Source organism: Actinomadura parmotrematis (assembly GCF_019458805.1).
GTDB lineage: Bacteria > Actinomycetota > Actinomycetes > Streptosporangiales > Streptosporangiaceae > Spirillospora > Spirillospora parmotrematis.
In genome coordinates this window covers 98,941-123,904 of the sequence record NZ_JAIBOA010000011.1, presented here as the reverse complement: position 1 = coordinate 123,904, position 24,964 = coordinate 98,941, and the positions used below count along the sequence as shown (strand labels likewise).

Genomic DNA, 24,964 nt, shown 5'->3' with positions numbered 1-24,964 from the left:
GTGCGAAGCGAGGAGCGATAACAAGATCGGCTGGACCGTCTCACGTCGACAGCGCTCTCCACCATCCTCCGTTTGCGTAGTCAAGTCGTTGCACATCTGCGCAAACGATCTCTGAGCTGCCCGAATATTCGATCTTCGCCCGCAGAGTGACCCCCTGGCCATATCTGGTCATTGATCACGGTCAGGGTGATGCCTTCTCATGGTGATGCCCTGTCCCCTGACTCCGCGTCGAGGGGACCGTGAATCCCTTAGGAGCTGGGATTTGACCCGTAGACGCCTCAGGCGCAGGCCCCATCGCGCCATGACCGCGTTCACCGCGCTGGTGACCGGATCGACAGTGATGATCGCTGTCAACATCGCATCGACCGCGCAAGCGTCCCCGTCGCTTCCGCACCAGCCGCTCGCTGCCGGACCGGGAGCGGCCGCCACGCAGAGTAGGGGCGACCAGGCCATCTCCAAGGCCTCCGCGCAGGCCGCCGCGACCGACGAGCCGGTCGTCGTGGACGCGCTGACGACCCCTACGGCGCAGATGACCGCCCAGCCCGACGGCACCCTCAGCGTGGAACAGGCCCTGGAGCCCGTGCGGGTACGTCAAGGGGGTGTCTGGAAGGACCTGGACCCGACCCTGCACTTCAACTCCGACGGGACGGTCTCCCCCAATGTCACCGTCGGAGACGTCAAGCTTTCGGGCGGCGGTGTCGGTCCGTTCGCGACCTTCGACTCGGGCGGGCGCGGCTTCACGATGGGCTGGCTGCCGCTGCCCAAGCCGACGCTGAGCGGCGCGGCAGCCACCTACAGCGAGGTCATCACCGGCGTCGACATGACGCTGACGGTCCAGGACGACGGGTCCGTCGAGGAACTCATCATCATCAAGAACAGGACCGGTGCCACCAATCCGTGGCTCACGGTGCTGAAGTTCGGACTCGGGCTGTCCAGCGGCACCAGCATGATCAAGAATGGTGACGGCACGCTGGACATCACCGCCGACGCCGACGCCGAGCCCGTCTACAGTGCCAACGCACCCCTGATGTGGGACACCGTCGGCGCCCCCGACGCGGCGTCGGCTCCGCCCGGCGACAACGACGAGCCTGACGCCGATCCGGTCAACACCGATCCCGATCCCGCCCCGGCTGCGGCGGGCGCCGCTGCGAAGGCCGCGGCCGCCACTGATCCGGCGGATCACGTGAAGGCGATGAAAACCGCCGTCGTCAAGGGCGACACCACCGCTCAGCAGCAGGCGGCCGCGCCGAAGCGCACCGGGACGCTACTGAAGGCCGCGTCCGACACCGACGGCGGCGAGCAGACGTTGGAGATCACGCCGGACCAGGCGTTCCTGAACGCGGCATCGACCGTGTATCCGGTGTACCTGGACCCGACGCCCACGCCGGTGCATCCTCCGCGTGGCGGCAACGCCGATGAGGACGGCACCTGGGCGCAGTGGACGACGAGCGGACCCGCGGCTCACGGCTACGCCTACCGGCCGACGAAGAAACACAGCGACACCGGCCGGGTGGAGCACAACATCCAGGTCGGCTTCATGGGCTGGTACCCCTACAACACCACCCAACCTGTGTCCCGCGGCTCGGCCGGCACCTACGTGTCCCGCGGGTACGTCCAACTGCCGATCGACAAGGCGCTGCACCAGGCCGGGAAGATCGTGTCGTCGAAGCTGAACATCGCCCCGTGGCACGCGCCAGGCTGGTCATGTTCGGCCGAGACCGTCGGCACCGACCTGTATCTCAGCGACGCCTTCAGCAAGTCGAACAAACCGAACTGGACGCCCAAGGGCGGCGAGCTCGGCCATGTCAACAAGCCCGCCTGCTCGGACAAGAAGCTCGGCTACGACATCACGAGCCACATGCAGAGCTGGCTCGGCGGCCACAAGACCGACACGAAGATCAATTTCCAGCTCAAGGCGCACAACGAGAGCAACGCCATGACCTGGAAGCAGATCAAGCCCAAGGACGTCCGGATGACGACGGTCTTCAACCGGACTCCGAACGCGCCGCAGTGGCTGGCCTCGGCGCCTGGCGGCGCGTGCCAGGCGAGCCCGGCCAAGGTCGTCATCGGCAACGACGACATGACCTTCTCGGCCCGCCATTCCGACCCCGACAGCGGCACCCTCGCCACCACCTTCCACGTCACCGACACCGCGACCGGCAAGGAGGTGTGGAAGACGACCGTGCAGAGCAAGTCGGGTACGACCGCCCTCACCACGACGGTCAAGCGGTCGACGATCCAGAGCACGTGGTTCAGTGACGGCGCGGCGCACACCTTCACCTGGTATGCGCAGACGAGCGACGGTGAGCTCACCAGTCCCAAGTCTTCGACATGCGGATTCACCTACGATCCACGTGCTCCGCACGCGCCCGGTGTGAAGTTGCCGACCACGGACGGCTCGCCCATCGGTACCGTCGGCGCCCAGGTCGACCTCCAGTTCGCGCCGTGCCAGGACATCCTGGCCGATCCGCCCGCATCCGCCTGCGCCTACTCCTCCACCGAGGCACACACGGCCGGGTACGTGTACCAGTTGAACAGCGGTCCGCCGGTCACCGTCACCGCTCCCAGCGGTGACGTGGCGAAGAGCGTCCCTATCACGCTGACACGAGTTGGCACCAACACCCTCACCGTCAAGGCGATGTCGGCAGGTGGCAACTACAGCGAACTGGCAGTGGACTCCTCACGCTCCGGCCAACTCTTCACCTTCAGTGTCAAGGCGCCCGCTTCGGCGGTCCGTGACGCCGACATCAACGGCGACAACGTGCCCGACCTCCTCTTGAACGGGACTACGACGAGCGCCGGTCTATGGCTCGCCTCCGGCGTTCCGGGCGGCCATGTCAGCAGCCCGGTCAACATCGGTGCGACTGGTCCCGGCTACAACACCGTTCCCAGTGTCAACGATTGGAACGGCGCACAGCCCCTCCACGGCGACTTCACCAACGACAACGTCCAGGATGTGGCCGTCTACTATCCGCAGGGCGATCCGATACGGCCGGGATACGCGACCGTGCTGTACGGAACGAACAGCGCCGATCCCCTGTCGTCCACATCCGATATGAAGCTGGACCTCAAGCCTGAACACTTGCGCGACCGCAACTTCCGTAATGTCTACCCGACCCAGCTTATCGCAGCCGGGAACGCGACCGGCGACGCGCCGAGCCGCCTGCCCGATCTGATCGGCATTCTCGGCGAGGACGGAAAGGGGCGCGAGCTGGTCGCCTTCTCCAGCAACAATACCTTCGCCGACTACAACAAAGCTCGAGTCATCGCTTCTCCAGGCGACTCCTCCAGCGGTACCTACTCCGGCGATAAGACTCCGGACAACCCGAACAACGACTGCCCTACCTGTACGTGGAGCCGCTTCACCATCGTCGCCTCCCAGAAGGAAGGCGTGACCACCCTGTTCGCGATGCGGGACGACGGTGCCCTCTGGTCCTCCACCGCCGCCGCCAATTCACCGCCCGGCACACAGGGCACCTGGACGTCCATCAGCGTGCCGTGGACGAGCAAGTCGCTGAAGTCGGGGATGGACCGGCCGGGCGGCCCGCTCTGCCTCGACGCGCTGGACGGTGCCCACATCAACGGCACCGCCGTTCGCGCCTGGGACTGCAACGGCCTGATCCCCGCGCAGCAGTGGACGCTGAACAGCAATGGCAACGTCAACCTGGCCGGCGACACTGGCCTGTGCCTTGAGGTCGTTGGCGGAGCGTCCGCCAAAGCCAACGGCACCAAGGTGGACCTGTCCGCGTGCGTCGCAGGCGCGGTGAACCAGCAGTGGCAGGTTTACAACGGGGGCCTGAAGAACCCGAACTCCGGGCGCTGCCTGGACGCGCCGGGCTCGGCTGCCGGAGCCCAACTCGACATCTGGGACTGCAACGGCGGGGCGAACCAGCGCTGGACCTTCGGTCCAGGGCTGCCCAAGCTCGTCCAGGCCGACGTTCGGGCCGACGGCACCACCGAACTGTGGTGGCGCAACCTCATCTTCGCCACCTCGTTGTGGATGGCTGCCGACGGCAAGTCGATCGCCCTCGGCCCCTACAACGACCTCGCATCGCCGCTGCACAACTGGTCACTGCACGACGGGCCGGGTACCACTCAGGCCAGTGACCAAGGGGGCACGCCGGGCGTGCTCAACAACGTGTCCTGGACCGATCCGTCGACTGACCCGGTCCATCTCAGCGTCGCGCAGTTCGAGGGCGACAAGAGCTGGATCAAGCTCGGTCCCGACGGGGTGCTCCAGAACAGGGCGGAGATGACGCTGTCCTTCCAGTTCCAGGCCAAACCCGGCACTAGCGGCATCTTGCTATCGACGGGGCACGACACTCCCGACAAGAACAATGCGGCGGCGATGCCTCTCGCTTACATCGGCACCGACGGAAGGCTGTACGCGCAGTTCTGGAACGGTGTGGTTCGCCCCATGACATCCCCCCGGCAGGTGAACGACGGCCAGTGGCATACCGTCACGCTGGAGACCGACGGCGCGAACCAGTCGCTCTTCATCGACAATCACCCGCGGATCGCCATGGCTCTGAACCCGACCGTCAGCGTCTCCGACCCCCAGGTCTACGTCGGCGGTGGTGTCTTCCCAGTGAAGGCGTGGGTGAATTCTCCCGGCGGCAATACCACCGCACACCCGAGCTACTTCACCGGCACCATGGCCAATGTCCTCATGTACAACACCTGGCTGTTCCCGGGGAACCAGCTGGACCCGTTGAACAAGCAGGCGGACGTGACTGGACGGTTCGTGAGCGGGGCCGGGCCCTGCATGGACAATCGCGACGGAGCCGAGGCCGACGGCAACAAGGTAGCGATCTCGGCGTGCTCAGCAGCCGCCAACGCCAACCAGGACTGGACGGTGAAGCCGGACCACACCATCCACTGGAAGAGCAAGTGCCTCAACGCCTCCGGCACGGCCAACAAGTCGCTGGTCGTCATCTCCACCTGCTCGTCGAGCAGCGCCACCCAGCAGTGGTACCTCAACTCCGCCGGGGAGATTTGGAACGCCGGCGCCAAGCTCTGCCTCACCAATCCCGGCAACACCACGGCGAACGGCGTCCAGCTTCAGGTCGCCACCTGCGCCATCGGCCCCGACCAGACCTGGAGGTACCCGTGATCATGTGGTAGGCGTCCAGATTCCCGCCTCGGGAACGGGATTTCCCCTTTCTTCTCCGCCCGCCGGCGGCCGTCGGCTCGACGGCCGCCGGCGGGTGCTCCGCCCCCGCATGCGAGGAACTCCATGCCCATGACCGCCGTGCGCCGCCGTCCGCCGAAGAGCGGACGGTATCTATATGTTCTGGCCTTCCTGAGCCCGCTGATGGTGATCATTTCTACCGGTCCCTCCTGGGCGGACGATGGGTCGCCGGCCGCGACGGCCACCACCTCGCCTTCGGCCTCCGCAGTGCCCGCGAGAGCACCTGTCCTCGTCCTGCACACGACCGTGAAGGGTTCGGTCGCCTCGGCGAAGGGCACCCGTGCTGTGCAAGCCGAGGTCTGGGTCGCCGCAACCGGCGGGCAGGCCCGCAACGCGACGCTGACCCTGACGGTCGATTCCCGCTCGGTGTCCATCGGTGCCCGCTGCACGCTGACCGGGACCGCGCGCTGCAGTCTCGGCGACGTCGGAACGGGCGGTGTCACCGTACCCGTGACGTTGACCGCGCCGAGCGGCCCGAAGGCTCTGGCGTTCACGCTGAGTTCGAGTGCCCAGGCCACCGGCGCGGCTGGGGTGAAGTCCACCGCGAAGGTCACCCTGGCGGCCGTGAAGCCGACGCCGTCGCCGTCGGCCACACCGAAGCCTTCACCGAAACCCACGCCCCATGCGACGCATGCGACTAGCGCCCCGTCGGCATCGTCTGCGGTCATCTCCGAGCCGACTGCATCCATCTCCGCCCCTTCGACGACTCCGCCGGCGTCTTCGGCAGCGGGCCTGCTCCCCCAGATCGCTCCGGCGGCCACGCCGGGCCCAGCGGCCACGGCGTCCCCGTCCGCCGGGAACGTGCCGGCCGGCCTCGCGTATCCGACGGCGTTGCGAAGCGACCGCAAGACCCACAAGGCAGCCGTGCCGGGATTCGTGAATCTGGAAAGCGTGCTCTGCGTGGTCGCGGTGCTCCTCGTCGCTGGTCTTGCGGCGCTGCCCAAGAGGCGCCGTTCCACCGCCGTTGCCGGGACGGCGTTGGCGCACGGTTCCGAGGAGCGGCCGGGAACGTCAGGACTCGCGACCCCGTGGAGGAATGCCTACGCCAAGGTCAGGGGTGGGCAAGGGGCGTCCACTGATTTGGCCTTCGGTATCCGCCTGCGCACCTTCCGGAAGCCTGGGCAGAGGACGCGGCGGGAACTCGATATCGCCGTGCGCCAGCATGTGCAGCCGCCTGAATCCTGACCGTGGCGCCGTCGTCTAGCGGAGGGCGCGGGCGGCGGTGTCGTGGAGGGCCAGGGAGAGGGCGACGGCGGTGTCGGTGACGGTGTCGAGGTCGTCGCCGAGGCGGCCGTCGGCCCACTGCTGGGCGAGCTCGTTCATGGCGCCGGTGAACATGGTGGCGGCGATGACGGCGGGCGGGCCCGGGTCCGCGACGCGGCTCATGGCGAGGACGGCGTCGAGCAGGGCGGTCTGGGCGGCGCGGCGGCGGGCGGCGAGGATCTCGTTGCCGCGCGCGGCGGCGAACAGGACGCGGCCGCGGCGCGGGTCGTCGCTGATGAAGCCGAGGACGGCGCGGATGCCGGCGCGGGTGCGGGCCTCCGGGCGCGGGCCGGCGGTGTCGACGGCGCGGGCCAGGACCTCGGCGAGCGCGGTCGCCTGCTGGTCGTAGACGGCGGCGAGCAGCCCGGCGGTGTCGGTGAAGCTCTCGTAGAAGTAGCGGGTGTGCAGCTCGGCCGCCCGGCAGACCGCGCGGACGGTGAGCCCCGCCTCGCCCTCGGCGCCGAACAGCGCGTAGGCGGCGCGGACGAGCATCTCGCGGCGCTCGTCCCGGCGGCGCTCGGCCGGGACGCCCGCCCACCGCGTCGCCGCCGGGGTGTCCGCCATGGAGGCAGCCTAGCAGTCTGGACACGAGTGTACCCAGATGCTTACTCTGGCTACGGTCGTATCCAGAAAGGGCCGGTGCCGGCATGCCCAGAGCCAACCCCCTCGCGGCGCGCTTCGAGCGCGCCTTCGACACCGACATCCGGTCGCGGTTCTTCCGCGGCCTGGCGTTCGACGGCCCGGACGGCGACCCGGGCTGGTTCGGGCCGGGCAGCGCCGTCTGGTACGTGCACTCCCACCTGCCGACGGTGATCCTCGGGCTGGTCGCCGCCGCCTACATCGAGGGCCTGGACCCCAGCATCAGCTGGATGGCGCACGACCACTCGCGCCTCGTCGAGCGCGCGGACGGCGTGCCGACCGGCGCGATCGACGAGGAGGGCGCCAAGGTCCGCCTCGGGCACTCGCTGTCGTTCTTCCTCGGCACCGCCTACGGCTCCACCGCGACGGCCGAGCGCCTCGCCCGCACCGTCCGGGCCATGCACCACACGATCAAGGGGACGCGCCCGGACGGGCTGCCCTACGACGCCGACGACCCCGAGTGGCTGCGCTGGAACTACGCGACCGTCGTCTGGGGCCTCGCGACCGCGCACGAGCGCTACCACCGGCGCCCGCTGCGCGGCGCCGGCCTGGACCGCTACTACGGCGAGTTCACGCGCGTCGGCGAGGCCCTCGGCGGGACGGACCTGCCGGCCACCAAGGCCGAGGTCGCCGCATGCCTGGAGTCCTACCTGCCGCGCCTCGCCGTCAGCCCCATCAAGGCGTTCTCCACCGGACCGAACCTGCGCGGCAACGGCGTCCCGCCCTGGCGGCCCGGCAGCGAGTTCATGGACTGGGCGGCGCGCGACATGCTGCCCGAGTGGGCGCGGAAGCTCGCGATGTACCGGCCGCCGAACCCGGTGACGCTGCGCGCCCGCCGCTCCGCGCTCTGGCTGGCGGTCAACGGCCTGCACGAGGCGACCGGACCGCTGCCCGAGTACCGGCAGGCCGAGGCCCGCGTCGCCGGCGGCACCACCGAGCCGGTCGCCTCGACCGCGCCCGCCGCCCCGGACGCGGTGCTGAGCCGCGCCGAGGTCGAGGCCGTCCCGAACGCGCTCGTGTGACGGCCGGTGCGGCACCGCCGGGCGGTGCCGCACCGGCGTCCGGTCACGCCTGGACGAGCAGCGCGTCGTAGGCGGTCGAGGACCGCTGCCCGCTCATGAACGCCACGAAGTCGCGGACGAAGTCGGCGCGCGAGCAGCGGGCGCGGGCGTCCTCCCCGTCCGGCCGGCCGTCCAGGTCGCGGCCGAAGGCGGTGCGGAACAGGGCGCGGTGCTCGGCCGCGCTGATGTCGCCGTCGCCGTCGGTGTCGGCCGTCGCGAACAGCACCTCGGCGAGGCGGATGAGGGCGGGCCCGGCGAGCGAGGACGCCGCCGCCGCGTACTCCCCCCGCGTGATGCGGCCGTCGCCGTCGGCGTCCAGATCCGCGAGCAGCTCGCGCCACCAGCGGGCGTAGGCGTCGTAGAGCCGCTCCTCGTCGGCCGCGTCCAGGTCGAGGCGGCCGGCGATCTCGCGGGCCATCGAGGCGAGGTCGGGCCAGTCCAGGGTGCCGTTGCCGGTCTGGTCGAGGACCTCGGCGAAGAACCGGTCGGCCGAGCGGGCGGCGGGACCGTCCCCGGCGCGGGGGCCGGCGTCCGCGCGGTCGGGGGTGAGCAGCCGGATCAGCGCGGCGGCCTGGCCCGTCCGGCCGCGCAGCGCCTCCAGCACGGCGGGCAGCTCCTCGCCCTCGGGGTCGAGCAGGCCCATGACGGTGCCGGTGCGGGTCCATGCCTTCGGCAGCAGCCGGGTCGCCACACCGGTACCGAGGTGCAGGCCGCGGCTCAGCGCGCCCGCGCCGGGCAGGTCGGCGAGGCCGGCCTGCCGCCGGAAGGACTCCGGCAGCGTCGCCACGACGACCATCGCGGCGGCCGGGCCGCCCACCGCCCGGCCGACCGCCCACACCGCGGGGCGGCCGCGCAGCACCGGCGGCGCGGGGACGTGCGCGAACAGCTTGTAGAGGATGACGCGGATGGCCTCGGTGTTCTCCAGCCCCCGCGCGAGCATGCCGTCGTAGTAGGGCCAGAACTCGGGGACCGTCGGCGGCAGCGCGTCGGCGTTCCCCTCCAGCAGGGCGAGGAACGCGCGGAACTCGCCGTAGAGGCGCTCCATGGACGGGCCGTCGAGGGACTCGCCGCTCAGGCGGGCTAGGGTGACCGTCGACTCGAACAGCGTCGCGACCACCCAGGCGCGGGCGCCGGCGTCCAACGCGCTGTAGGGGCGGCCGGCCTCGTCGGTACCGGAGATGCGGGCGTGCAGCCGGTTCAGCCGGGCCGCCTCGCGGTCGCGGACGTCGGGGTCGGCGTCCATGATGCGGCGGGTGCTGAGCAGGGTGTTGCGGAGCCGCCGCCAGGGGTGGGTGACGAAGGTCGAGTTGTCGATCAGCGCGGCGCCGATTTGCGGGTGCGCGGCCTCCAGCACGGTCGCGCGGACGACCGCGAGGCCCCACCGGGCGTCGTCGCAGTAGGAGGCGAGCAGCGCGTGCGGGCCGAGCACGTCGGCGGGGTCGTCGTGGACGGGTGCGGGGCTCATCGTGGTCCCTTTCCGGAGGCGGCCGGCGCGCGGACGCCGCCGAAGCGGCGGTCGCGGCGCCGGTAGGTGTCCAGGCACTCCCGGAAGTCGGCGGCGCGGAAGTCCGGCCAGAGCGCCCCCGGGAAGATCCATTCGGCGTAGGCCACCTGCCAGAGCATGAAGTTGGAGATGCGCTGCTCCCCCGAGGTGCGGATCACCAGGTCGACGTCCGGGGTGTCGGGGTGCGGGAGGTGGCCGGCGAAGCTGTGCTCGGTGACCTGGTCGGCGGGCACGCCGCCGCGGATCAGCGAGCGGGCGGCCTCGACGATGTCGCGGCGGCCGCCGTGGTCGAGGGCGATGGTGAGCGTCATCCGCCGGTTGCGGCGGGTGAGCTCGGTGAGGTCGGCCATGTCGCGGGCGAGGGCGGGCGGGATGCGCGGGTCGCCGGTGCCGAGGAACCGGCAGCGGATGCCCCGCGCGTGCAGGAAGAGCGCGCGGCGGCGGACGGTGCGCCGCGCGAGCCGCATGAGGAACTCGACCTCGCCGCCGGGGCGGCCCCAGTTCTCGGTGGAGAAGGCGTAGAGGGTGAGCCACTCGACGCCGGCGCCGTGCGCGGCCTCGATGGTGTCGATGACGGCGGCCTCGGCGGCCTCGTGCCCGGCGGTGCGCGGCAGCGACCGCTGCGCGGCCCACCGGCCGTTGCCGTCCATCACGCACGCCACGTGGCGCGGCGTACCGCGCGGCCCCTCCGCCACTGCCACCCGCTCCTCCACCGCACGCCACGGCCGTCCCATGGGTCATGCCCGCGAGCAAAGATCGTTACTCGCTGCGATCGAAGGATATCCAAAAGTGACCGCCGCGCACCGGGTTATCGGGCGACGGTGGCGGGGTCCTGGCAGGACTGGTGCAGGCCGGCCGGGATGTGGTGGCGCACCGGGACCGAGCGGCGGACGGTGCACCAGGCGACGGCGCCGCCGAGCGCGCAGAGGACGGCGGCGATGAGCATGGCGCGCGAGTAGCCGGGGCCGAGCGGCCCGTCGCCGGTGTTCACGCCCGCCACCAGCGGCAGCACCGCGACGGCGAGCAGGTTCGCCAGCCGCGACACCGCGTTGTTGGTGCCGGACGCCGCGCCCGCGTGGGCCTCGTCCACCGACGCCATGACGGTGGAGGTGAGCGGCGCGACGGTGAGCGCCATGCCGAGGCCGAACACGACGACGCCGGGCAGCACGCCCGTCCAGTAGGACGCGCCGGGGCGGGCCAGCGCCATCAGCGCGAGGCCGCAGGCCGCGACGAGCGGCCCGGCCGTCATCGGGACGCGGGCGCCGGCCTTCTGCGCGAGGGCGCCCATCCGGCTCGACAGCAGCATCATGATGAGCGTCATCGGCAGCGTCGCGACGCCCGCCGCGAGCGCCGAGTAGCCGAGCGAGTTCTGCAGCTGCAGCGTCAGCAGGAACAGCGCCCCGCCGAGCGCCGCGTAGACGGCGAGGGTCGTGGCGTTGACGCCGACGAACTGGACCGAGCGCAGCATCGACAGCGGCAGCAGCGGGTCGGCGGCGCGGCTCTCGATCAGCGGGAACAGCGCCAGGCCGGCGGCGCCGGCGGCCGCGAGGGCCGTCGCGAGCGGCGTCCAGCCGTGCGCGGGGATCTCGATGAGGGCGTAGACGGCGCCGCCGAGCCCGGCGGTGACGCTGATCGCGCCGGCGACGTCGAGGCGCCCGGTCGCGGTGGCGCGGGTCTCGGGGACGCCGCGCAGCGTGGCCAGGGTGACGGCGGCGAGCGGCAGGTTGATGAGGAACACCCAGCGCCACGACGCGGCGTCCACCAGCCAGCCGCCGAGGAACGGGCCGATCGCCGACGCGACGCCCGAGAACCCCGCCCAGCGGCCGATCGCCGCGCCGCGGTCGGCCCGGTCGATCGTCGCGTCGATCATGGCGAGGCTGCCGGGGACGAGCAGCGCGCCGCCCGCGCCCTGGAGCAGGCGGGCCGCGATGAGCGTCCCCGACGTCGGCGCGAGGCCGCAGGCCAGCGACGCGGCGGTGAACAGGGCGAGCCCGGCGCCGAAGACGCGGCGGTGCCCGTAGCGGTCGCCGAGCGCGCCGCCGAGCAGCAGCAGCGCGCTCAGCGTCAGCAGGTAGCCGTCGAGGACCCATTGCAGGATGGCGAGGCCGCCGCCGAGGTCGCGGCCGATGGCAGGGAGCGCGACATTGACGACCGAGCCGTCCAGGAACGCGACGCCGGAGCCGAGGACGGTCGTGACGACGACGCGGCGGCCCGTCGCCGACGCCAGCCGGACCGTCCTGTCCGCCATCAGTGGTGGAATCCGGGCCGCTCGGGCGCGCCCGTGGAGCCGGGGGCGAGCCGCTTCAGGGAGCGCTCGATGTCGTCGGCGAGCAGCGCGATCTCGTCGCGGCCGATGCCGTGCCGCACCAGGACGCGCTGGATGACGGTCCGCTCCCGGTTCGCGGGCAGCGGGTAGGACGGCACCTGCCAGCCGCGGGTGCGGAGCTGCTCGGTGAGGTCGTAGAGGGTGAAGCCCCGGTGGCCCTCCTTCAGCGTGTACGACACGGCGGGCAGCGCGCCGTCGCCGTCGTAGAGCAGCTCGAACGGGCCCATCTCCGCGATGCGTCCGGCCAGGTAGCGGGCGGTGCCGGCGCACGCCTGGTGGACGCGCCGGTAGCCCTCGCGGCCGAGGCGCAGGAAGGTGAAGTACTGCGCGATGACCTCGCCGCCGGGGCGGGAGAAGTTGAGCGCGAACGTCGGCATGTTCCCGCCGAGGTAGTCCACCCGGAAGATCAGGTCCTCGGGCAGCAGGTCCGCCGACCGCCACACCACCCAGCCGACGCCGAGCGGCGCGAGGCCGTACTTGTGGCCGGAGGCGTTGATGGACGCGACCCGGTCGAGGCGGAAGTCCCACACCAGGTCGGGCTGCGCGAACGGCGCGACGAACCCGCCGCTGGCGGCGTCCACGTGGATGGGGACGTCGAGCCCGGTGTTCATCTGGATGGCGTCGAGCGCCTTGGCGATCTCGGCGACGGGCTCGTAGTCGCAGGTGAAGGTGACGCCGAGGATCGCGACGACGCCGATGGTGTTCTCGTCCACGTAGTGGGCGAGCTGGTGCGGGCGGAGACCGGTCGCGCCGGGCTCCAGCGGGACCTGCCGCAGCTCGACGTCGAAGTAGCGGGCGAACTTCTCCCAGCACACCTGGACGGGCCCGCACACCAGGTTCGGCCGATCCGCGGGCTTGCCCTCGGCCTCCCGCTTCTTGCGCCACCGCCATTTCAGCGCGAGGCCGCCGAGCATGGCCGCCTCGCTGGACCCGGTGGTGGAGCAGCCCATCGTGGTCCGCTCCTGCGGCGAGTTCCACAGATCGGCGAGCATGCGCACGCAGCGCGACTCGATCTCGGCGGTCTGCGGGTACTCGTCCTTGTCGACCATGTTCTTGTCGAGCGACTCGGCCATCAGCCGCCGGACCTCGTCGCTGCTGAACGTGGTGCAGAAGGTCGCGAGGTTCTGCGCCGAGTTGCCGTCGAGCAGCAGCTCGTCGTGGAGCAGGTTGTAGACGACCTTCGGGTCGGACTGCCCCTCGGGCAGCCTGTCCTTGGGCAGCACCCGCTCGCTGAGGGAACTGGCGAAGACGTCGTCCGGCCCGCCCCCGTCGCCGGCGCTCACCTCGTGCAGTGCCATCCGCCCTCACCTCTGTCGCGCGATCACTCCAGGCTGTCCCTTCCAGGCTTTGCACCCCGTGATGCACGGTCGAAGGTTAAAAGTCCGTTCAGGTGGTGACAGCGCGGATGGCGGTGGCGAGGGCGGCGGGGACGTCGGGGACGTGGAGGTGGCGGCCGTCGCGGACGACGGGGCGGCCGGAGGCGATGACGTCGCGGACGTCGGCGGCGGTGGCGGCGAAGACGGCGGCCTCGGCGGCGTGGTCGGGGGCGGCGCCGGCGGTGCGGACCGAGGACATGTCGAGGGTGACGAGGTCGGCGCGGGCGCCGGGTTCCAGGCGGCCCGCGTCGGGCCAGCCGAGGGCGGCGTGGCCCGCGGAGGTCGCGGCGTCGAGCAGTTCGGCGGCGGTCCAGTGGCCGCGTTCGCGGGTGCGGAGCCGCTCGTCGAGCTCGACGGCGCGGGCCTCCTCCAGCAGGTCGATGACGGCGTGCTGGTCGGAGCCGAGGCTGAGCGGGGCGCCCGCGCGGGTCAGGTCGCGGGCGGGGCCGATGCCGTCGGCGAGGTCGCGCTCGGTCGTCGGGCACATGCAGACGCCCGTCGCGGTGCCGCCGAGCAGCGCGACGTCGTCGGCGGTGAGGTGGGTGGCGTGCACGGCGACGGTGCGGGCGCCGAGGGCGCCGCACTCGGCGAGCAGGCCGGCGGGCGTCAGGCCGTGGGCGTCCAGGCAGGCGGCGTTCTCGGCGGGCTGCTCGGACAGGTGGACGTGCAGCGGCGCGTCCCGCTCGGCCGCCCAGGACGCGACGGTGCCGATCTGGTCGCGCGGGACGGCGCGGACGGAGTGGATCGCCGCGCCGACGCGGGCGTGCGGGCGGGGGCGCAGGGCGCCGGCGCGGCGGGCCCAGTTGCGCGCGGAGCCGTCGCCGAAACGGAGCTGGGAGCCGGTGAGGGGCGTGCCGATGCCGCCGGTCAGGTAGCAGGCGTCCAGGAGGGTGATGCGGATGCCCGCGTCCGCGGCGGCGGCGATGAGGGCTTCGCCCATGGCGTTCGGGTCGGCGTAGGCGGCGCCGCCGGGCTGGTGGTGCAGGTAGTGGAACTCGCCGACGCAGGTGATGCCGGCGAGGGCCATTTCGGCGTACACGGCCGTCGCGAGGCGGTGGTAGGAGTCGGGGTCGAGGCGGTCGGCGACCGCGTACATCTGCTCGCGCCACGTCCAGAACGTGCCGCGATCGCGCTGGACGCGCGCGCGCAGCGCCCGGTGGAAGGCGTGGGAGTGGGCGTTGGCGAGGCCCGGCACGGTGAGGCCGCGCAGCCGCACCGCGTCCGGGGGCGCGGGGACGCCGCGGGTGACGGCGCTGATGCGCTCGCCGCGCGCCTCGATGAGGACGTCGCGGGCCACCGCGTCCCCGAGCCACGCGAGCTCGGCATGCCACTGCACAGGAACCTCCCGGTGAACGGGTCCGGAGAATCGTGACCACATGGTCGTCCGCGGTTGAGATGCGGCGTGTTGGGCGCTTTGACGATCGAAAGTGCCCAACACGCCGCATCTCAACGGGGGGTGACCGGGGGGTCGCGGGTCAGATCGGCGAGCACGGCGGTGAGCGCGCGGACGCCGGCGAGGGCGTCGGCGTGGTCGGCGTGCTCGGCCGGGGCGTGCGAGACGCCGGTCGGGTTGCGGACGAACAGCATCGCGGTCGGGATGCGGGACGCCAGGATGCCCGCGTCGTGCCCGGCGCCGGTCGGCAGGACGGGCGCGCCCGGCAGCGCCGCGAGCAGCCGTTCGCGCAGGCCGCGCGGGAAGTCCACGACCGGCGTGTAGGACTCCTCGGCGAGCGCGACCGCCACGCCGTGCCGGGCGGCGACGGCGCGGGCGTCGCGCTCGATGTCGGCGACGGTGGCGCGGACGGCGTCGTCGATCGGGCCGCGGGCGTCCAGCCAGGCGGTGACCGCCGACGGGATCGCGTTGACGCCGCCGGGGACGACGTCCAGCTTGCCGATCGTGGCGAGGGTGGCGTGCCGGTCGGCGGCCTGCCGGGCGGCCAGGATGGTGGTGGCGAGCGGCAGCATCGGGTCGCGGCGGTCGGGCAGCAGGGTGGTGCCGGCGTGGTTGCCCTCGCCGGTGAAGTCCAGCCGCCACCGGCCGTGCGGGACGATCGAGGTCGCGACGCCGACCGGGACGCCGAGCGCCCGGCCCTGCTCGACGTGCAGCTCCACGTAGCAGGACACGCGCGACAGCAGGTCCTCGTCGGGGCCGAGCGCGTCCGGGTCGAGGCCGTTGGCGGCGGCCGCGTCGGCGAAGGTGCGGCCGGCGCCATCGCGCAGGCCGCGGGCGCGCTCGGGCGCGATGGCGCCCGCCAGCAGCCGCGAGCCGAGGCAGGCGACGCCGAACCGGGCGCCCTCCTCCTCCGCGAACGCGGCGACGCCGATCGGGCGGGCGGGGACGTGGCCGCCGGCGCGCAGCGCGTCGAGGGCGGCGAACGCCGACACGACGCCGAGCGGCCCGTCGAACGCGCCGCCGCCCGGCACCGAGTCCAGGTGGCTGCCGGTGAGGACGGCGCCGCTCCGGGCGCCGCCGGGCGGCAGCCACCAGGCGAACAGGTTGCCGTTGGCGTCCCGCTCGACCTCCAGGTCCCGGCGGGACGCCTCGTCGAGGAACCAGGCGCGGCAGTCCAGCTCGGGGCCGGTCCAGGTGAAGCGGGAGTAGCCGCCGTCCGCGCCGCGCCCGACGGGCAGCAGCGCCGCCCACATCTCGTCGAACGCCGTGTCCCAGCCCGCCATCAGCCCTCCACGGTGTCTTCCATGGGGCCTTCGGCCATCGGGATGCGGACGCCGCGCTCGGCCGCGACCTCATGGGCGCGCTCGTAGCCGGCGTCGGCGTGCCGCATGACGCCCGTCCCGGGGTCGTTGGTGAGGACGCGCTCCAGCTTGCGCGCCGACAGGTCGGTGCCGTCGACCAGGCAGACCTGCCCGGCGTGGATCGAGCGGCCGATGCCGACGCCGCCGCCGTGGTGGATCGACACCCACGTCGCGCCGGACGCGGTGTTCAGCAGCGCGTTCAGCAGCGGCCAGTCGGCGATGGCGTCCGAGCCGTCGGCCATCGCCTCGGTCTCGCGGTAGGGCGAGGCGACCGACCCGGAGTCCAGGTGGTCGCGGCCGAGGACGAGCGGCGCGCTGATCTCGCCGCGCGCCACCAGGTCGTTGAAGACCGCACCCGCCTTGTCGCGCTCGCCGTAGCCGAGCCAGCAGATCCGCGACGGCAGGCCCTGGAAGTGGACCTTCTCCCCCGCCATCCGGATCCACCGGGTGAGCGGCTCGTTGTCGGGGAACAGGTCGAGGATCGCCTTGTCGGTGCGGGCGATGTCCTTGGGGTCGCCCGACAGCGCGGCCCAGCGGAACGGGCCCTTGCCCTCGCAGAACAGCGGCCGGATGTAGGCGGGGACGAAGCCGGGGAAGGCGAACGCGCGGGTGCAGCCCGCGAGCTCGGCCTCGCCGCGGATGGAGTTGCCGTAGTCGAACACCTCGGCGCCCGCGTCCTGGAACCCGACCATGGCCTCGACCTGCGCGGCCATCGACTCGCGGGCGCGGGTGGTGAAGCCCTCGGGGTCCTTGGCGCGCTCGTCGGCCATGTCGGCGAACGCGACGCCGCGCGGCAGGTACATGAGCGGGTCGTGCGCGCTCGTCTGGTCGGTGACGATGTCGATCGGCGCGCCCCGGCGCAGCAGCTCGGGGAAGACGTCGGCGGCGTTGCCGAGCAGCCCGATCGACAGCGGGCGGCGGGCGGCCTTGGCCTCCTCGGCGAGGCGGAGCGCCTCGTCCAGGGAGTCGGCGCGCACGTCGCAGTAGCGGTGCTCGACGCGGCGGTCGATGCGCGTCCCGTCGCACTCGACGCAGATCGCGACGCCGCCGTTCATGGTGACGGCGAGCGGCTGGGCGCCGCCCATCCCGCCGAGCCCGCCGGTCAGCGTGATCGTCCCGGCGAGGTCGCCCCCGAACCGCTTCGCGGCGACGGCGGCGAACGTCTCGTAGGTGCCCTGGAGGATGCCCTGGGTGCCGATGTAGATCCACGACCCGGCGGTCATCTGCCCGTACATGGTGAGGCCCTCGGCCTCCAGCCGGCGGAACTCCGGCCAGGTCGCCCACTGCGGGACGAGGTTGGAGTTGGCGATGAGGACGCGCGGCGCCCACTCGTGCGTCCGGAAGATCCCGACGGGCTTGCCGGACTGGACGAGCAGCGTCTCGTCGCCCTCCAGCGAGCGCAGCGAGCGGACGAGGCCGTCGAAGGCGTCCCAGCTGCGGGCGGCGCGGCCCGACCCGCCGTAGACGACCAGCTCGTCGGGGTGCTCGGCGACCTCGGGGTCGAGGTTGTTCATGAGCATCCGCAGGGCCGCCTCCTGCGGCCAGCCCTGGGTGCTCAGCGTGGTGCCGCGCGGCGCGCGCACCGGACGGGGACCGGACATGGCGTTCTCCTTGAAGAGCGGCGGGTCAGGACAGGGGGCCGGTGACCGACTCGGCGGCGGCGAGCAGCGACCCGTCGCGGACGAGCGCGGTGGTCGCGGCGATCTCGGGCGCCAGATGGCGGTCGGGGCCGGGGCCCGGGACGTGCTCGCGCAGCGCCGCGACGACGGCGGACGTCGCCGGGCCGGGACGCAGCGGGGTGCGCAGGTCGAGGGCGCGCGCCGCCGTCATCAGCTCGACGGCGACGACCTGCGCGAGGCCGTCCACCGACCGGCGCAGCTTGCGGGCGGCGTTCCAGCCCATCGACACGTGGTCCTCCTGCATCGCCGAGGAGGGGATGGAGTCGGCCGAGGACGGGACGGCGCGCCGCTTCAGCTCCGACACGATCGCCGCCTGCGTGTACTGGGCGATCATCAGGCCGGAGTCGACGCCGGGGTCGCCGGCGAGGAAGGGCGGCAGCCCGAACGAGCGGGCCTTATCGAGCATGCGGTCGGTGCGGCGCTCGGCCATGGAGGCGACGTCGGCGGCCGGGATCGCCAGGAAGTCCAGCACGTAGGCGACGGGCGCGCCGTGGAAGTTGCCGTTGGACTCCACCCGCCCGTCGGGCAGCACCACCGGGTTGTCGACGGCCGAGGCGAGCTCGCGGCCCGCGACGAGCTCGGCGTGCGCGAGGGTGTCGCGGGCGGCGCCGTGCACCTGCGGGGTGCAGCGGAGCGAGTAGGCGTCCTGGACGCGGGTGTCCTCGGGGCCGCGGTGCGACTCCATGATCCCCGAGCCGGCCAGCAGCGCCCGCAGGTTGGCGGCGGACGCGGCCTGGCCGGGGTGCGGGCGCAGGTCCTGGAGGTCGGCGGCGAAGACGCGGTCGGTGCCGAGCAGCGCCTCGACGCTCATCGCGGCCGCGAGGTCGGCGTGCTTCAGCAGGTGGTGCAGGTCGTGGATCGCGAGGACGAGCATGCCGAGCATGCCGTCGGTGCCGTTCAGCAGGGCGAGGCCCTCCTTGGCGGCGAGCGTCACCGGCGCGAGGCCGGCCTCGGCGAGCGCCTCGGCGGCGGGCCGCAGGTCGCCGCGGGCGTCGCGGACGTCGCCCTCGCCGATGAGGGCGAGCGCGACGTGCGCGAGGGGCGCGAGGTCGCCGGAGCAGCCGAGGCTGCCGTGCTCGTGCACGACGGGGGTGATGCCGGCGTTGAGCAGGGCGGCGAGGGCGCGGGCGGTGGCGGGCTGCACGCCGGTGCGGCCGGTCGCGAGGGTGCGCAGGCGGAGCAGCATCAGGCCGCGCACCACCTCCCGCTCGACCTCGGGGCCCGACCCGGCGGCGTGCGAGCGGACGATGTTGAGCTGGAGCTGCGCGCGCAGCTCGGGCGCGATGTGCCGGTTGGCGAGGGCGCCGAACCCGGTGGAGACCCCGTAGACGGGGGTGGGGCGCGCGGCCAGCTCCTCGATGTGGGCGCGGGACGCCTCGATCGCCGCGAGCGCCGTGTCGGACAGCTCGACGCGGGCGCCGTGCCGGGCGGCGGCGACGACCTGCCCGAAGGTCAGCGGATCCGGCCCCACCTGGATGTTCTTGTCCCCCATGCCGAAGCTCATACCCTCCATGCAAGCGGGTCGATCTTGCCGGGACGAGGCCCCGCGCGCGCGTTGTGTCTCGGATACGAGACGGCCGGGCGACAATGGGGGCATGACCCAGGTGCCCGCCGCGCGGCGCGCGCTCGCGGTGCTCCGCCTGCTGGCGGCGTCCGCCGGGCCGCAGCCCGCCTCGTCCATCGCCCGCGCCCTCGGCCTGCCGCGCTCCAGCGCCTACCACCTGCTCGCCGCGATGGCCGAGGACGGCTTCGTCGCCTACCTGCCCGAGGAGCGCCGGTGGGGCCTCGGCGTCGCCGCCTTCGAGATCGGCTCGGCCTACCTGCGGCACGGCCCGGTCGAGCGGCTGGCCCGGCCGCTGCTCCGCCGCCTGGTGGACGACCTCGGCGAGATCGCCCAGCTCGGCGTGCTGCACGGCGCCGAGACGCTGTACCTGCTGAAGGAGCAGCCGCCCCGGCACGCCACCCTGGTCACCGACGTCGGCGTCCGGCTGCCCGCGCAGCTCACCGCGTCCGGCCGGTCGATGCTGGCGCACCTGCCGGCCGCGCAGCTGCGGGCGCTCTTCCCCGGCCCGCTGGTGGACCGCACCGGGCGGGGCCCGGCGTCGCCGAGCGCGCTCCGCCGCGGGCTCGCCGCCGACCGGCGGCGCGGCTGGTCGCTGGAGGACGGCCTGGTCACCGAGGGCTTCGCCAGCATCGCGGCGTGCGCGTTCGACCACACCGGCCATCCGGCGGCGGCGATCACCGTGACGTTCCGCCGGGACCGCCGGCCGCCGGAGGAATGGCCGCAGATGGCCGCACTGATCAGGGAACGGAATCGGGAACTGACGTCTCGCCTGCACGGCTATGCACCATAAGTCGCTTAAGTCGACCGGCGTCAATTTAATAGTGAACTAAATATTTGACCTGCTCCTTTTCTTCTGCCCAAGATCACTGTGACACGTCCGCGACGATCAGGGCAGGCAGCCGGGAATCATGCAGAGACTGTTGAACGTCAGCGTCGCCGTCCTCGTGGCCGCGACCCCCGTGGCGGTCCTCGCCGCGACCGAGGCGCCCGCGAACGCCTACTGTTTCAAGGGCATCGGGCGGTGGAAGTACAACTCCTACACGTTGCAGGCGCGCTCGAGCATTCCGTCGAGCTGGAACGGCTCGGTGAAGAACGCGATGAAGCAGTGGAGCGGGATCAAGAATTCCAAGCTCCGGTACTACGGGCCGACCTGGAAGAGCCAGGCCGCCAACCCCGCGTTCTCGATCGACCGGATCAACTTCGCCAACGCGGGGCTGCCCGACGTGCCCGGCATCGCGCTCGGCTCGACGGTGCAGAAGCACCTCACCACCGCCGTCTCGCTGAACAGCCGGTTCACGTGGAACACGAGCGGCACGATGAGCCAGAGCGCCCGCAAGACCGACGTGTGGACCATCGCGGTCCACGAGATGGGGCACGCCTCGGGCCTCGCCCATCCCTACGAGTCGGGCGGCTGCGGCAAGCCGACCAAGGCCGAGAAGGCCGGCGTCATGTACGTCACGTGGAAGAAGAAGCGCTACCCGAACTCCGACGACAAGGCCGGGATCGCCAAGCGGTACTGAGCGACCGCCGACCAGCAGGGGATGGACAACCAGATGAAGCGCGTCATCATCGGCGCCGGGGCGGTCGCCCTGGCCCTCGCCGCCACCGGTTACGCGGCGGCCTCCACCGGGGACGGCTCCGCCGCCCCGGCGGCGTCCGGGACCGCGGGGCGGCGGACCGTCACCACCCTCGACGGCTACGAGCTCGGCGGCGACGTCAAGAGCGCCGCCGCCTTCAGCGGCAACGACCTGGTCTTCGACGGGACCGTGGCCGGCCCCGCCGAGCCGGCCCGCCGGGTGCGGCGCACCGTGCCCGGCGGCGGGCGGATCGACTACGTGTACACGCCGGTCCCGGTGCGGGTGGACAAGGTCCGCAAGGGCACCGGCGTCCGCGCGGGCCAGACCGTGCGGGTCCGCGTCCTCGGCGGCGCCGTCGGGTCGTACCAGACGGTGAGCAGCCTCGGCCCGCGGGCCCGCGACCTCACCCGCGGCCTGAAGGTCACCCTGTTCACCCAGCCGCTGGTGGACGCCGGGGACGGCCTGAAGGCCGTCACCCCGAACTTCGCCTTCGGCTACACGCCCGACCGCAAGAACGTCTACAGCATCGGGCCGGAGGGCTTCACGCGGAAGACCCCCGGCGGGTCCTTCGCGAAGGCGCTGAAGTCCGTGCGGTGACGCACCGGCGCTGAGGACGGGACGAGGCCCGCACCCCTTCCGGGGTGCGGGCCTCGTCGCCGCCGGTGGTGACCAGGCCGTGCGGATCAGGCGAGGCCGGCCTTCTTCAGCCAGTCGCCCGCCACGTCCTTAGCGTCGGCCTTGTCGACCGACATCTTGGTGTTCATGTCGAGCAGGTCCTGGGTGGTGAGCTTGGCCGAGACCGCGTTCAGCGCCTCCTGCGCCTTGGCGTCCACCTTCGCCTTGTAGATCAGCGGGGTGACGTTCTGCGCCGGGAAGACGAACTTGGGGTCCTCCAGCGCGACGAACTTGTTGCGGGTGATCGCCGCGTCGGTGCTGAACAGGTTCGCGGCCTGCACGCCGCCCTGCTTCAGCCGGGCGACGGTGATCGGGCCGGCGGTGTCCAGGGACTTGAACTCCTTGAACTCCACGCCGTACTTGTCCTTGATGCCGACGAGGCCCGACACGCGGGTCTTGAACTCCGACGGGCCGCCGATGGTGAGCTGCCCGGCGACCGGCTTCAGGTCGGCGATCGTCTTCAGCTTGTACTTGTCGGCGGTGGCCTGGGTGACCACGACCGAGTCCTTGTCCTCGGCCTGGGCGGAGGCGAGCACGCCGAGAGCCGCGGGCAGCTTGGTCTTCAGCGCCTCGTTCACCTGGTCGGTGGTGGTGGCGGTCGCCTTCGGGTCGACGTGCAGCAGCAGGTTGCCGTTGTACTCGGGCACCACCGACAGCTGGCCGGAGGAGATCGCCTTGTAGTACGCCTCGCGGGTGCCGGCGACCTTGGTCTCGGACTTGATGCCCTTGGCGTCCAGGGCCTGCTTGTAGACCTCGCCGAGCACCTGGCTCTCGGGGAAGTCGGCGGTGCCGATGACCAGGCTGCCGCCGCCCCCGCCGCCACCGCTGCTCTTCAGCGGGTCGCCGCCCTTGTCGTCGCTGCCGCAGGCGGTCAGGGCGAGCGCCGCCGCCAGCAGCAGGGCGGCTCCTCGGGTCTTACCGAGCATGGGAGTGTCCTTTCGGAAAGGGTGAAGGCGGGGTCAGGAGGAGGCGGACCGGCGCAGGCCGGGCGAGACCGCCGTGCGGGCGAGGACCGAGAAGCAGAGCTGGACCGCGAAGGCCAGCAGGATGACCAGGATCGCGCCGCCCGCCGTCGTGGCGTACTCCTGGCGCTTCAGCCCGTCGATGATGTAGCGGCCGAGGCCGCCGAGCCCGACGAACGCGGCGATCGCGGCCGTGGAGACGATCTGGATGGCGGCGGTGCGCAGGCCGAGCAGGATCAGCGGGAGCGCGACCGGCGCCTCGACCTTCAGCAGCACCTGCCGCCCCGTCATGCCCATGCCCTCGGCCGCGTCGCGGAGGCCCGGCTCGACCTGCTGGACGCCGGTGTAGGTGTTCACCAGCACCGGCGGGACCGCCAGCACCACCAGCGGCAGCAGGATCGGCACGAGGTCGCTGCTGGTCAGCGTGACCGCCAGCGTCAGCAGGCCGAGCGTCGGCAGCGCCCGCGCGCCGTTGGCGCCGCCCACCACCAGGAAGCCGAGCGCCGACGCCAGCCGGCCGCGGCGCTGGTGGCCGAGGACGAGGCCGAGCGGCAGCGCGAGCACGACGGTGATGGCGAAGGCGAGGCCGGAGTACTCCAGGTGCTCCAGCAGCCGGTGCGGGATGCCGTCCGGCCCGCTCCACTGCGCCGACTGGAAGAACCAGCGGATCGCGTCCCAGATCGCGTTCACAGGGCGGCCTCCTCGACCGGCGCGGCGTCGGCGTGCCCGGCGGCGGCGGCGCGGCGCTCGGCGCGCGCGCCGCGGCCGCGCCCGGCCCGCGACCAGGGGGTGAGCAGCCACTGGACGAGCAGCAGCAGCGCGTCGGCGACGAGCGCCAGCGCCACCGACAGCACGATCCCGACGATGATCGGGGTGGTGAAGTCGCGGTTGGCGCCGTCGGTGAACAGCATGCCGAGCCCGCCCTGGCCGAGCAGCGCGCCGACGCTGACCAGGCTGATGTTGGAGACGGTGGCGATGCGCAGGCCGCTCATCACCACCGGCAGCGCGATCGGCAGCTCCACCGTGGCGAGCCGCCGCGCCGGGCCGTAGCCCATGGCGACCGCCGACAGCCGGACGTGCTCGGGCACCGAGCGCAGGCCGTCCACCACCGAGGGGATCAGCACCGACAGCGTGTAGAGCGTCAGCGGGATCATCACCGTGGTGCGGGTGAGGCCGGTGAAGGGGATCAGCACGATGAACACCGCGATGGCGGGCAGCGCGTACAGCGCGCTCGTCACGGCGGTGACCGGCGCGTACAGGCGGCGCCACTGCGCGCAGGCGAGGCCGGCGGGCAGCGCGACGGCCAGCCCGAGCACCACCGGCACGATCGACATGATCAGGTGGTCCCGCAGCAGCGAGCCGATCTCGTCGAGGTTGCGGCCGATCCAGTCCCAGCGGATCAGCGGCTCGCCGTCGGCGGCGGCCAGGAGGGCGGCGCGGCTCACCGCTCGGCCGCCCGCGTCGGGTCGGCGACGGCGGCCTGCGGGCTCGCGGGCTCGCCCGCGGCGGCGGCCTCGGCGTCCAGCTCCTGGGTGAAGCGGAGGCGGCGGATGCCGCGGTCGCCGCCGAGGAAGTCGCGGACGAAGTCGTCGGCGGGCGCGTCCAGCAGCTCGTCGGGGGCGGCGTACTGGGCGAGCCGGCCGCCGACCTGGAACACCGCGATCTTGTTGCCGAGCTTGACCGCCTCGTCGATGTCGTGGGTGACGAACACGATCGTCTTCTCGACCTCGGCCTGCAGCCGCAGGAACTCGTCCTGGAGGCTGGTGCGGACGATGGGGTCGACGGCGCTGAACGGCTCGTCCATCAGCAGGATCGGCGGGTCGGCGGCGAGCGCGCGCGCCACGCCGACGCGCTGCTGCTGGCCTCCCGACAGCTGCGCCGGGTAGCGCTTGGCGAGCTTGGGGTCGAGGCCGACGCGCTCCATCAGCTCCAGCGCCTGCCCGCGGGCCCGCTTCTTGTCCTGCCCGAGGAGGAACGGCACCGTCGCGATGTTGTCGACGATCGTGCGGTGCGGGAACAGCCCGGCCTGCTGGATGACGTAGCCGATGCCGCGGCGCAGCGTCGGCGGGTCGACGTCGCGGACGTCGCGGCCGTCCACCGCTACCGTGCCCTCGGTCGCGTCGATCATCCGGTTGATCATCCGCAGCGTGGTGGTCTTGCCGCAGCCCGACGGGCCGACCAGCACGGTCAGCGAGCCGGCGGCGATCTCCAGGTCCAGCGAGTCGACGGCGACGGTGCCGTCGGGGTAGCGCTTGGTCACGCCCTCGAAGGTGATCAAACGGTTCACGTCCTCAGCGGGCGCTTCGCAACGCCGTGGTTCCAGTCCGGCAATGATGATCGGAAACGGGCTCTACCCCACAGTAGCCACCCGACACCCTGACGTCGCTCGGCGG

Annotated in this window: 19 protein-coding genes and 1 pseudogene; 6 read left to right on the top strand and 14 right to left on the bottom strand. The window is 72.5% G+C overall.

All coding sequences use genetic code 11. The features are described 5' to 3' along the window. The first annotated feature begins 301 nt into the window (after window positions 1-301). Window positions 302-5,113, top strand: coding sequence for a ricin-type beta-trefoil lectin domain protein (locus K1Y72_RS18710; RefSeq protein WP_220167648.1), 4,812 nt, complete (start codon window positions 302-304; stop codon window positions 5,111-5,113). On the opposite strand, the gene K1Y72_RS18705 is transcribed toward K1Y72_RS18710, so the two are convergent. Beyond that, window positions 5,062-5,880: a hypothetical protein gene (locus tag K1Y72_RS18705; RefSeq protein ID WP_220167647.1), complete on the bottom strand. Its 819-nt coding sequence runs from the start codon at window positions 5,878-5,880 to the stop codon at window positions 5,062-5,064. The genes K1Y72_RS18710 and K1Y72_RS18705 overlap by 52 nt on opposite strands. A 112-nt stretch (window positions 5,881-5,992) precedes the next feature. Here K1Y72_RS18705 and K1Y72_RS18700 point away from each other — a divergent pair, with 112 nt between their 5' ends. Then, window positions 5,993-6,376 (top strand): hypothetical protein, encoded by a 384-nt coding sequence (locus K1Y72_RS18700; protein WP_220167646.1) that lies wholly within the window; start codon window positions 5,993-5,995, stop codon window positions 6,374-6,376. 15 nt (window positions 6,377-6,391) lie between these two features. On the opposite strand, the gene K1Y72_RS18695 is transcribed toward K1Y72_RS18700, so the two are convergent. Beyond that, entirely contained in the window at window positions 6,392-7,018 is a 627-nt protein-coding gene (locus K1Y72_RS18695; protein WP_220167645.1) for a TetR/AcrR family transcriptional regulator, read from the bottom strand. An 83-nt stretch (window positions 7,019-7,101) separates the two neighbouring features. Here K1Y72_RS18695 and K1Y72_RS18690 point away from each other — a divergent pair, with 83 nt between their 5' ends. Next, the gene (locus K1Y72_RS18690; RefSeq protein ID WP_220167644.1) at window positions 7,102-8,115 is read left to right on the top strand and encodes an oxygenase MpaB family protein; all 1,014 of its coding nucleotides are present in this window, start codon (window positions 7,102-7,104) and stop codon (window positions 8,113-8,115) included. A 43-nt stretch (window positions 8,116-8,158) separates the two neighbouring features. Here the strand turns inward: K1Y72_RS18690 and K1Y72_RS18685 are convergent, their stop codons facing one another. From K1Y72_RS18685 to hutH, 8 genes are all read right to left on the bottom strand, one after another. Next, the gene (locus tag K1Y72_RS18685) at window positions 8,159-9,619 is read right to left on the bottom strand and encodes an oxygenase MpaB family protein (protein WP_220167643.1); all 1,461 of its coding nucleotides are present in this window, start codon (window positions 9,617-9,619) and stop codon (window positions 8,159-8,161) included. Beyond that, window positions 9,616-10,359, bottom strand: a complete 744-nt coding sequence (gene uppS / locus K1Y72_RS18680; protein ID WP_308287139.1) for a polyprenyl diphosphate synthase — start codon at window positions 10,357-10,359, stop codon at window positions 9,616-9,618. The genes K1Y72_RS18685 and uppS overlap by 4 nt, the downstream gene beginning before the upstream one ends. Window positions 10,360-10,466: 107 nt before the next feature. Next, window positions 10,467-11,906 carry an MFS transporter gene (locus K1Y72_RS18675; protein ID WP_220167641.1) on the bottom strand — a complete coding sequence of 480 codons (1,440 nt, stop codon included), beginning with the start codon at window positions 11,904-11,906 and terminating at the stop codon, window positions 10,467-10,469. Then, window positions 11,906-13,282, bottom strand: a complete 1,377-nt coding sequence (gene gad / locus K1Y72_RS18670; protein ID WP_220167640.1) for a glutamate decarboxylase — start codon at window positions 13,280-13,282, stop codon at window positions 11,906-11,908. Before gad ends, K1Y72_RS18675 begins: the two co-directional genes overlap by 1 nt. 88 nt (window positions 13,283-13,370) lie before the next feature. Continuing rightward, window positions 13,371-14,738 (bottom strand): formimidoylglutamate deiminase, encoded by a 1,368-nt coding sequence (locus tag K1Y72_RS18665; RefSeq protein ID WP_220167639.1) that lies wholly within the window; start codon window positions 14,736-14,738, stop codon window positions 13,371-13,373. Between the two features lie 68 nt (window positions 14,739-14,806). Beyond that, window positions 14,807-16,036: an allantoate amidohydrolase gene (locus K1Y72_RS18660; RefSeq protein ID WP_258572763.1), complete on the bottom strand. Its 1,230-nt coding sequence runs from the start codon at window positions 16,034-16,036 to the stop codon at window positions 14,807-14,809. Further along, a complete protein-coding gene (hutU, locus tag K1Y72_RS18655) occupies window positions 16,036-17,715 on the bottom strand; it encodes a urocanate hydratase (RefSeq protein WP_220167638.1) in 1,680 nt (559 codons plus the stop codon). Before hutU ends, K1Y72_RS18660 begins: the two co-directional genes overlap by 1 nt. Before the next feature lie 25 nt (window positions 17,716-17,740). After that, a complete protein-coding gene (hutH, locus tag K1Y72_RS18650; RefSeq protein WP_220167743.1) occupies window positions 17,741-19,285 on the bottom strand; it encodes a histidine ammonia-lyase in 1,545 nt (514 codons plus the stop codon). A 103-nt stretch (window positions 19,286-19,388) separates the two neighbouring features. Between hutH and K1Y72_RS18645 the strand changes: the two genes are divergently transcribed. The 3 genes from K1Y72_RS18645 to K1Y72_RS18635 all read left to right on the top strand — a co-directional run bounded on the left by K1Y72_RS18645 (window position 19,389) and on the right by K1Y72_RS18635 (window position 21,531). Then, on the top strand, window positions 19,389-20,147 hold the full coding sequence (locus K1Y72_RS18645; protein WP_220167637.1) for an IclR family transcriptional regulator: 759 nt from the start codon (window positions 19,389-19,391) through the stop codon (window positions 20,145-20,147). Window positions 20,148-20,265: 118 nt separating this feature from the next. Further along, window positions 20,266-20,877 carry a matrixin family metalloprotease gene (locus K1Y72_RS18640; protein ID WP_220167636.1) on the top strand — a complete coding sequence of 204 codons (612 nt, stop codon included), beginning with the start codon at window positions 20,266-20,268 and terminating at the stop codon, window positions 20,875-20,877. A gap of 21 nt (window positions 20,878-20,898) precedes the next feature. Then, on the top strand, window positions 20,899-21,531 hold the full coding sequence (locus K1Y72_RS18635) for a hypothetical protein (RefSeq protein WP_220167635.1): 633 nt from the start codon (window positions 20,899-20,901) through the stop codon (window positions 21,529-21,531). Window positions 21,532-21,617: 86 nt separating this feature from the next. Here the strand turns inward: K1Y72_RS18635 and K1Y72_RS18630 are convergent, their stop codons facing one another. The 4 genes and pseudogenes from K1Y72_RS18630 to K1Y72_RS18615 all read right to left on the bottom strand — a co-directional run. Then, the gene (locus tag K1Y72_RS18630) at window positions 21,618-22,535 is read right to left on the bottom strand and encodes an ABC transporter substrate-binding protein (RefSeq protein ID WP_220167634.1); all 918 of its coding nucleotides are present in this window, start codon (window positions 22,533-22,535) and stop codon (window positions 21,618-21,620) included. Window positions 22,536-22,568: 33 nt separating this feature from the next. Continuing rightward, window positions 22,569-23,261 carry an ABC transporter permease gene (locus tag K1Y72_RS18625; RefSeq protein ID WP_220167633.1) on the bottom strand — a complete coding sequence of 231 codons (693 nt, stop codon included), beginning with the start codon at window positions 23,259-23,261 and terminating at the stop codon, window positions 22,569-22,571. Continuing rightward, window positions 23,258-24,016, bottom strand: coding sequence for an ABC transporter permease (locus K1Y72_RS18620; RefSeq protein WP_308287137.1), 759 nt, complete (start codon window positions 24,014-24,016; stop codon window positions 23,258-23,260). The genes K1Y72_RS18625 and K1Y72_RS18620 overlap by 4 nt, the downstream gene beginning before the upstream one ends. 89 nt (window positions 24,017-24,105) lie before the next feature. Further along, window positions 24,106-24,849, bottom strand: a pseudogene (locus tag K1Y72_RS18615) (ABC transporter ATP-binding protein); the annotation flags it as partial. Window positions 24,850-24,964: the final 115 nt, after the last annotated feature.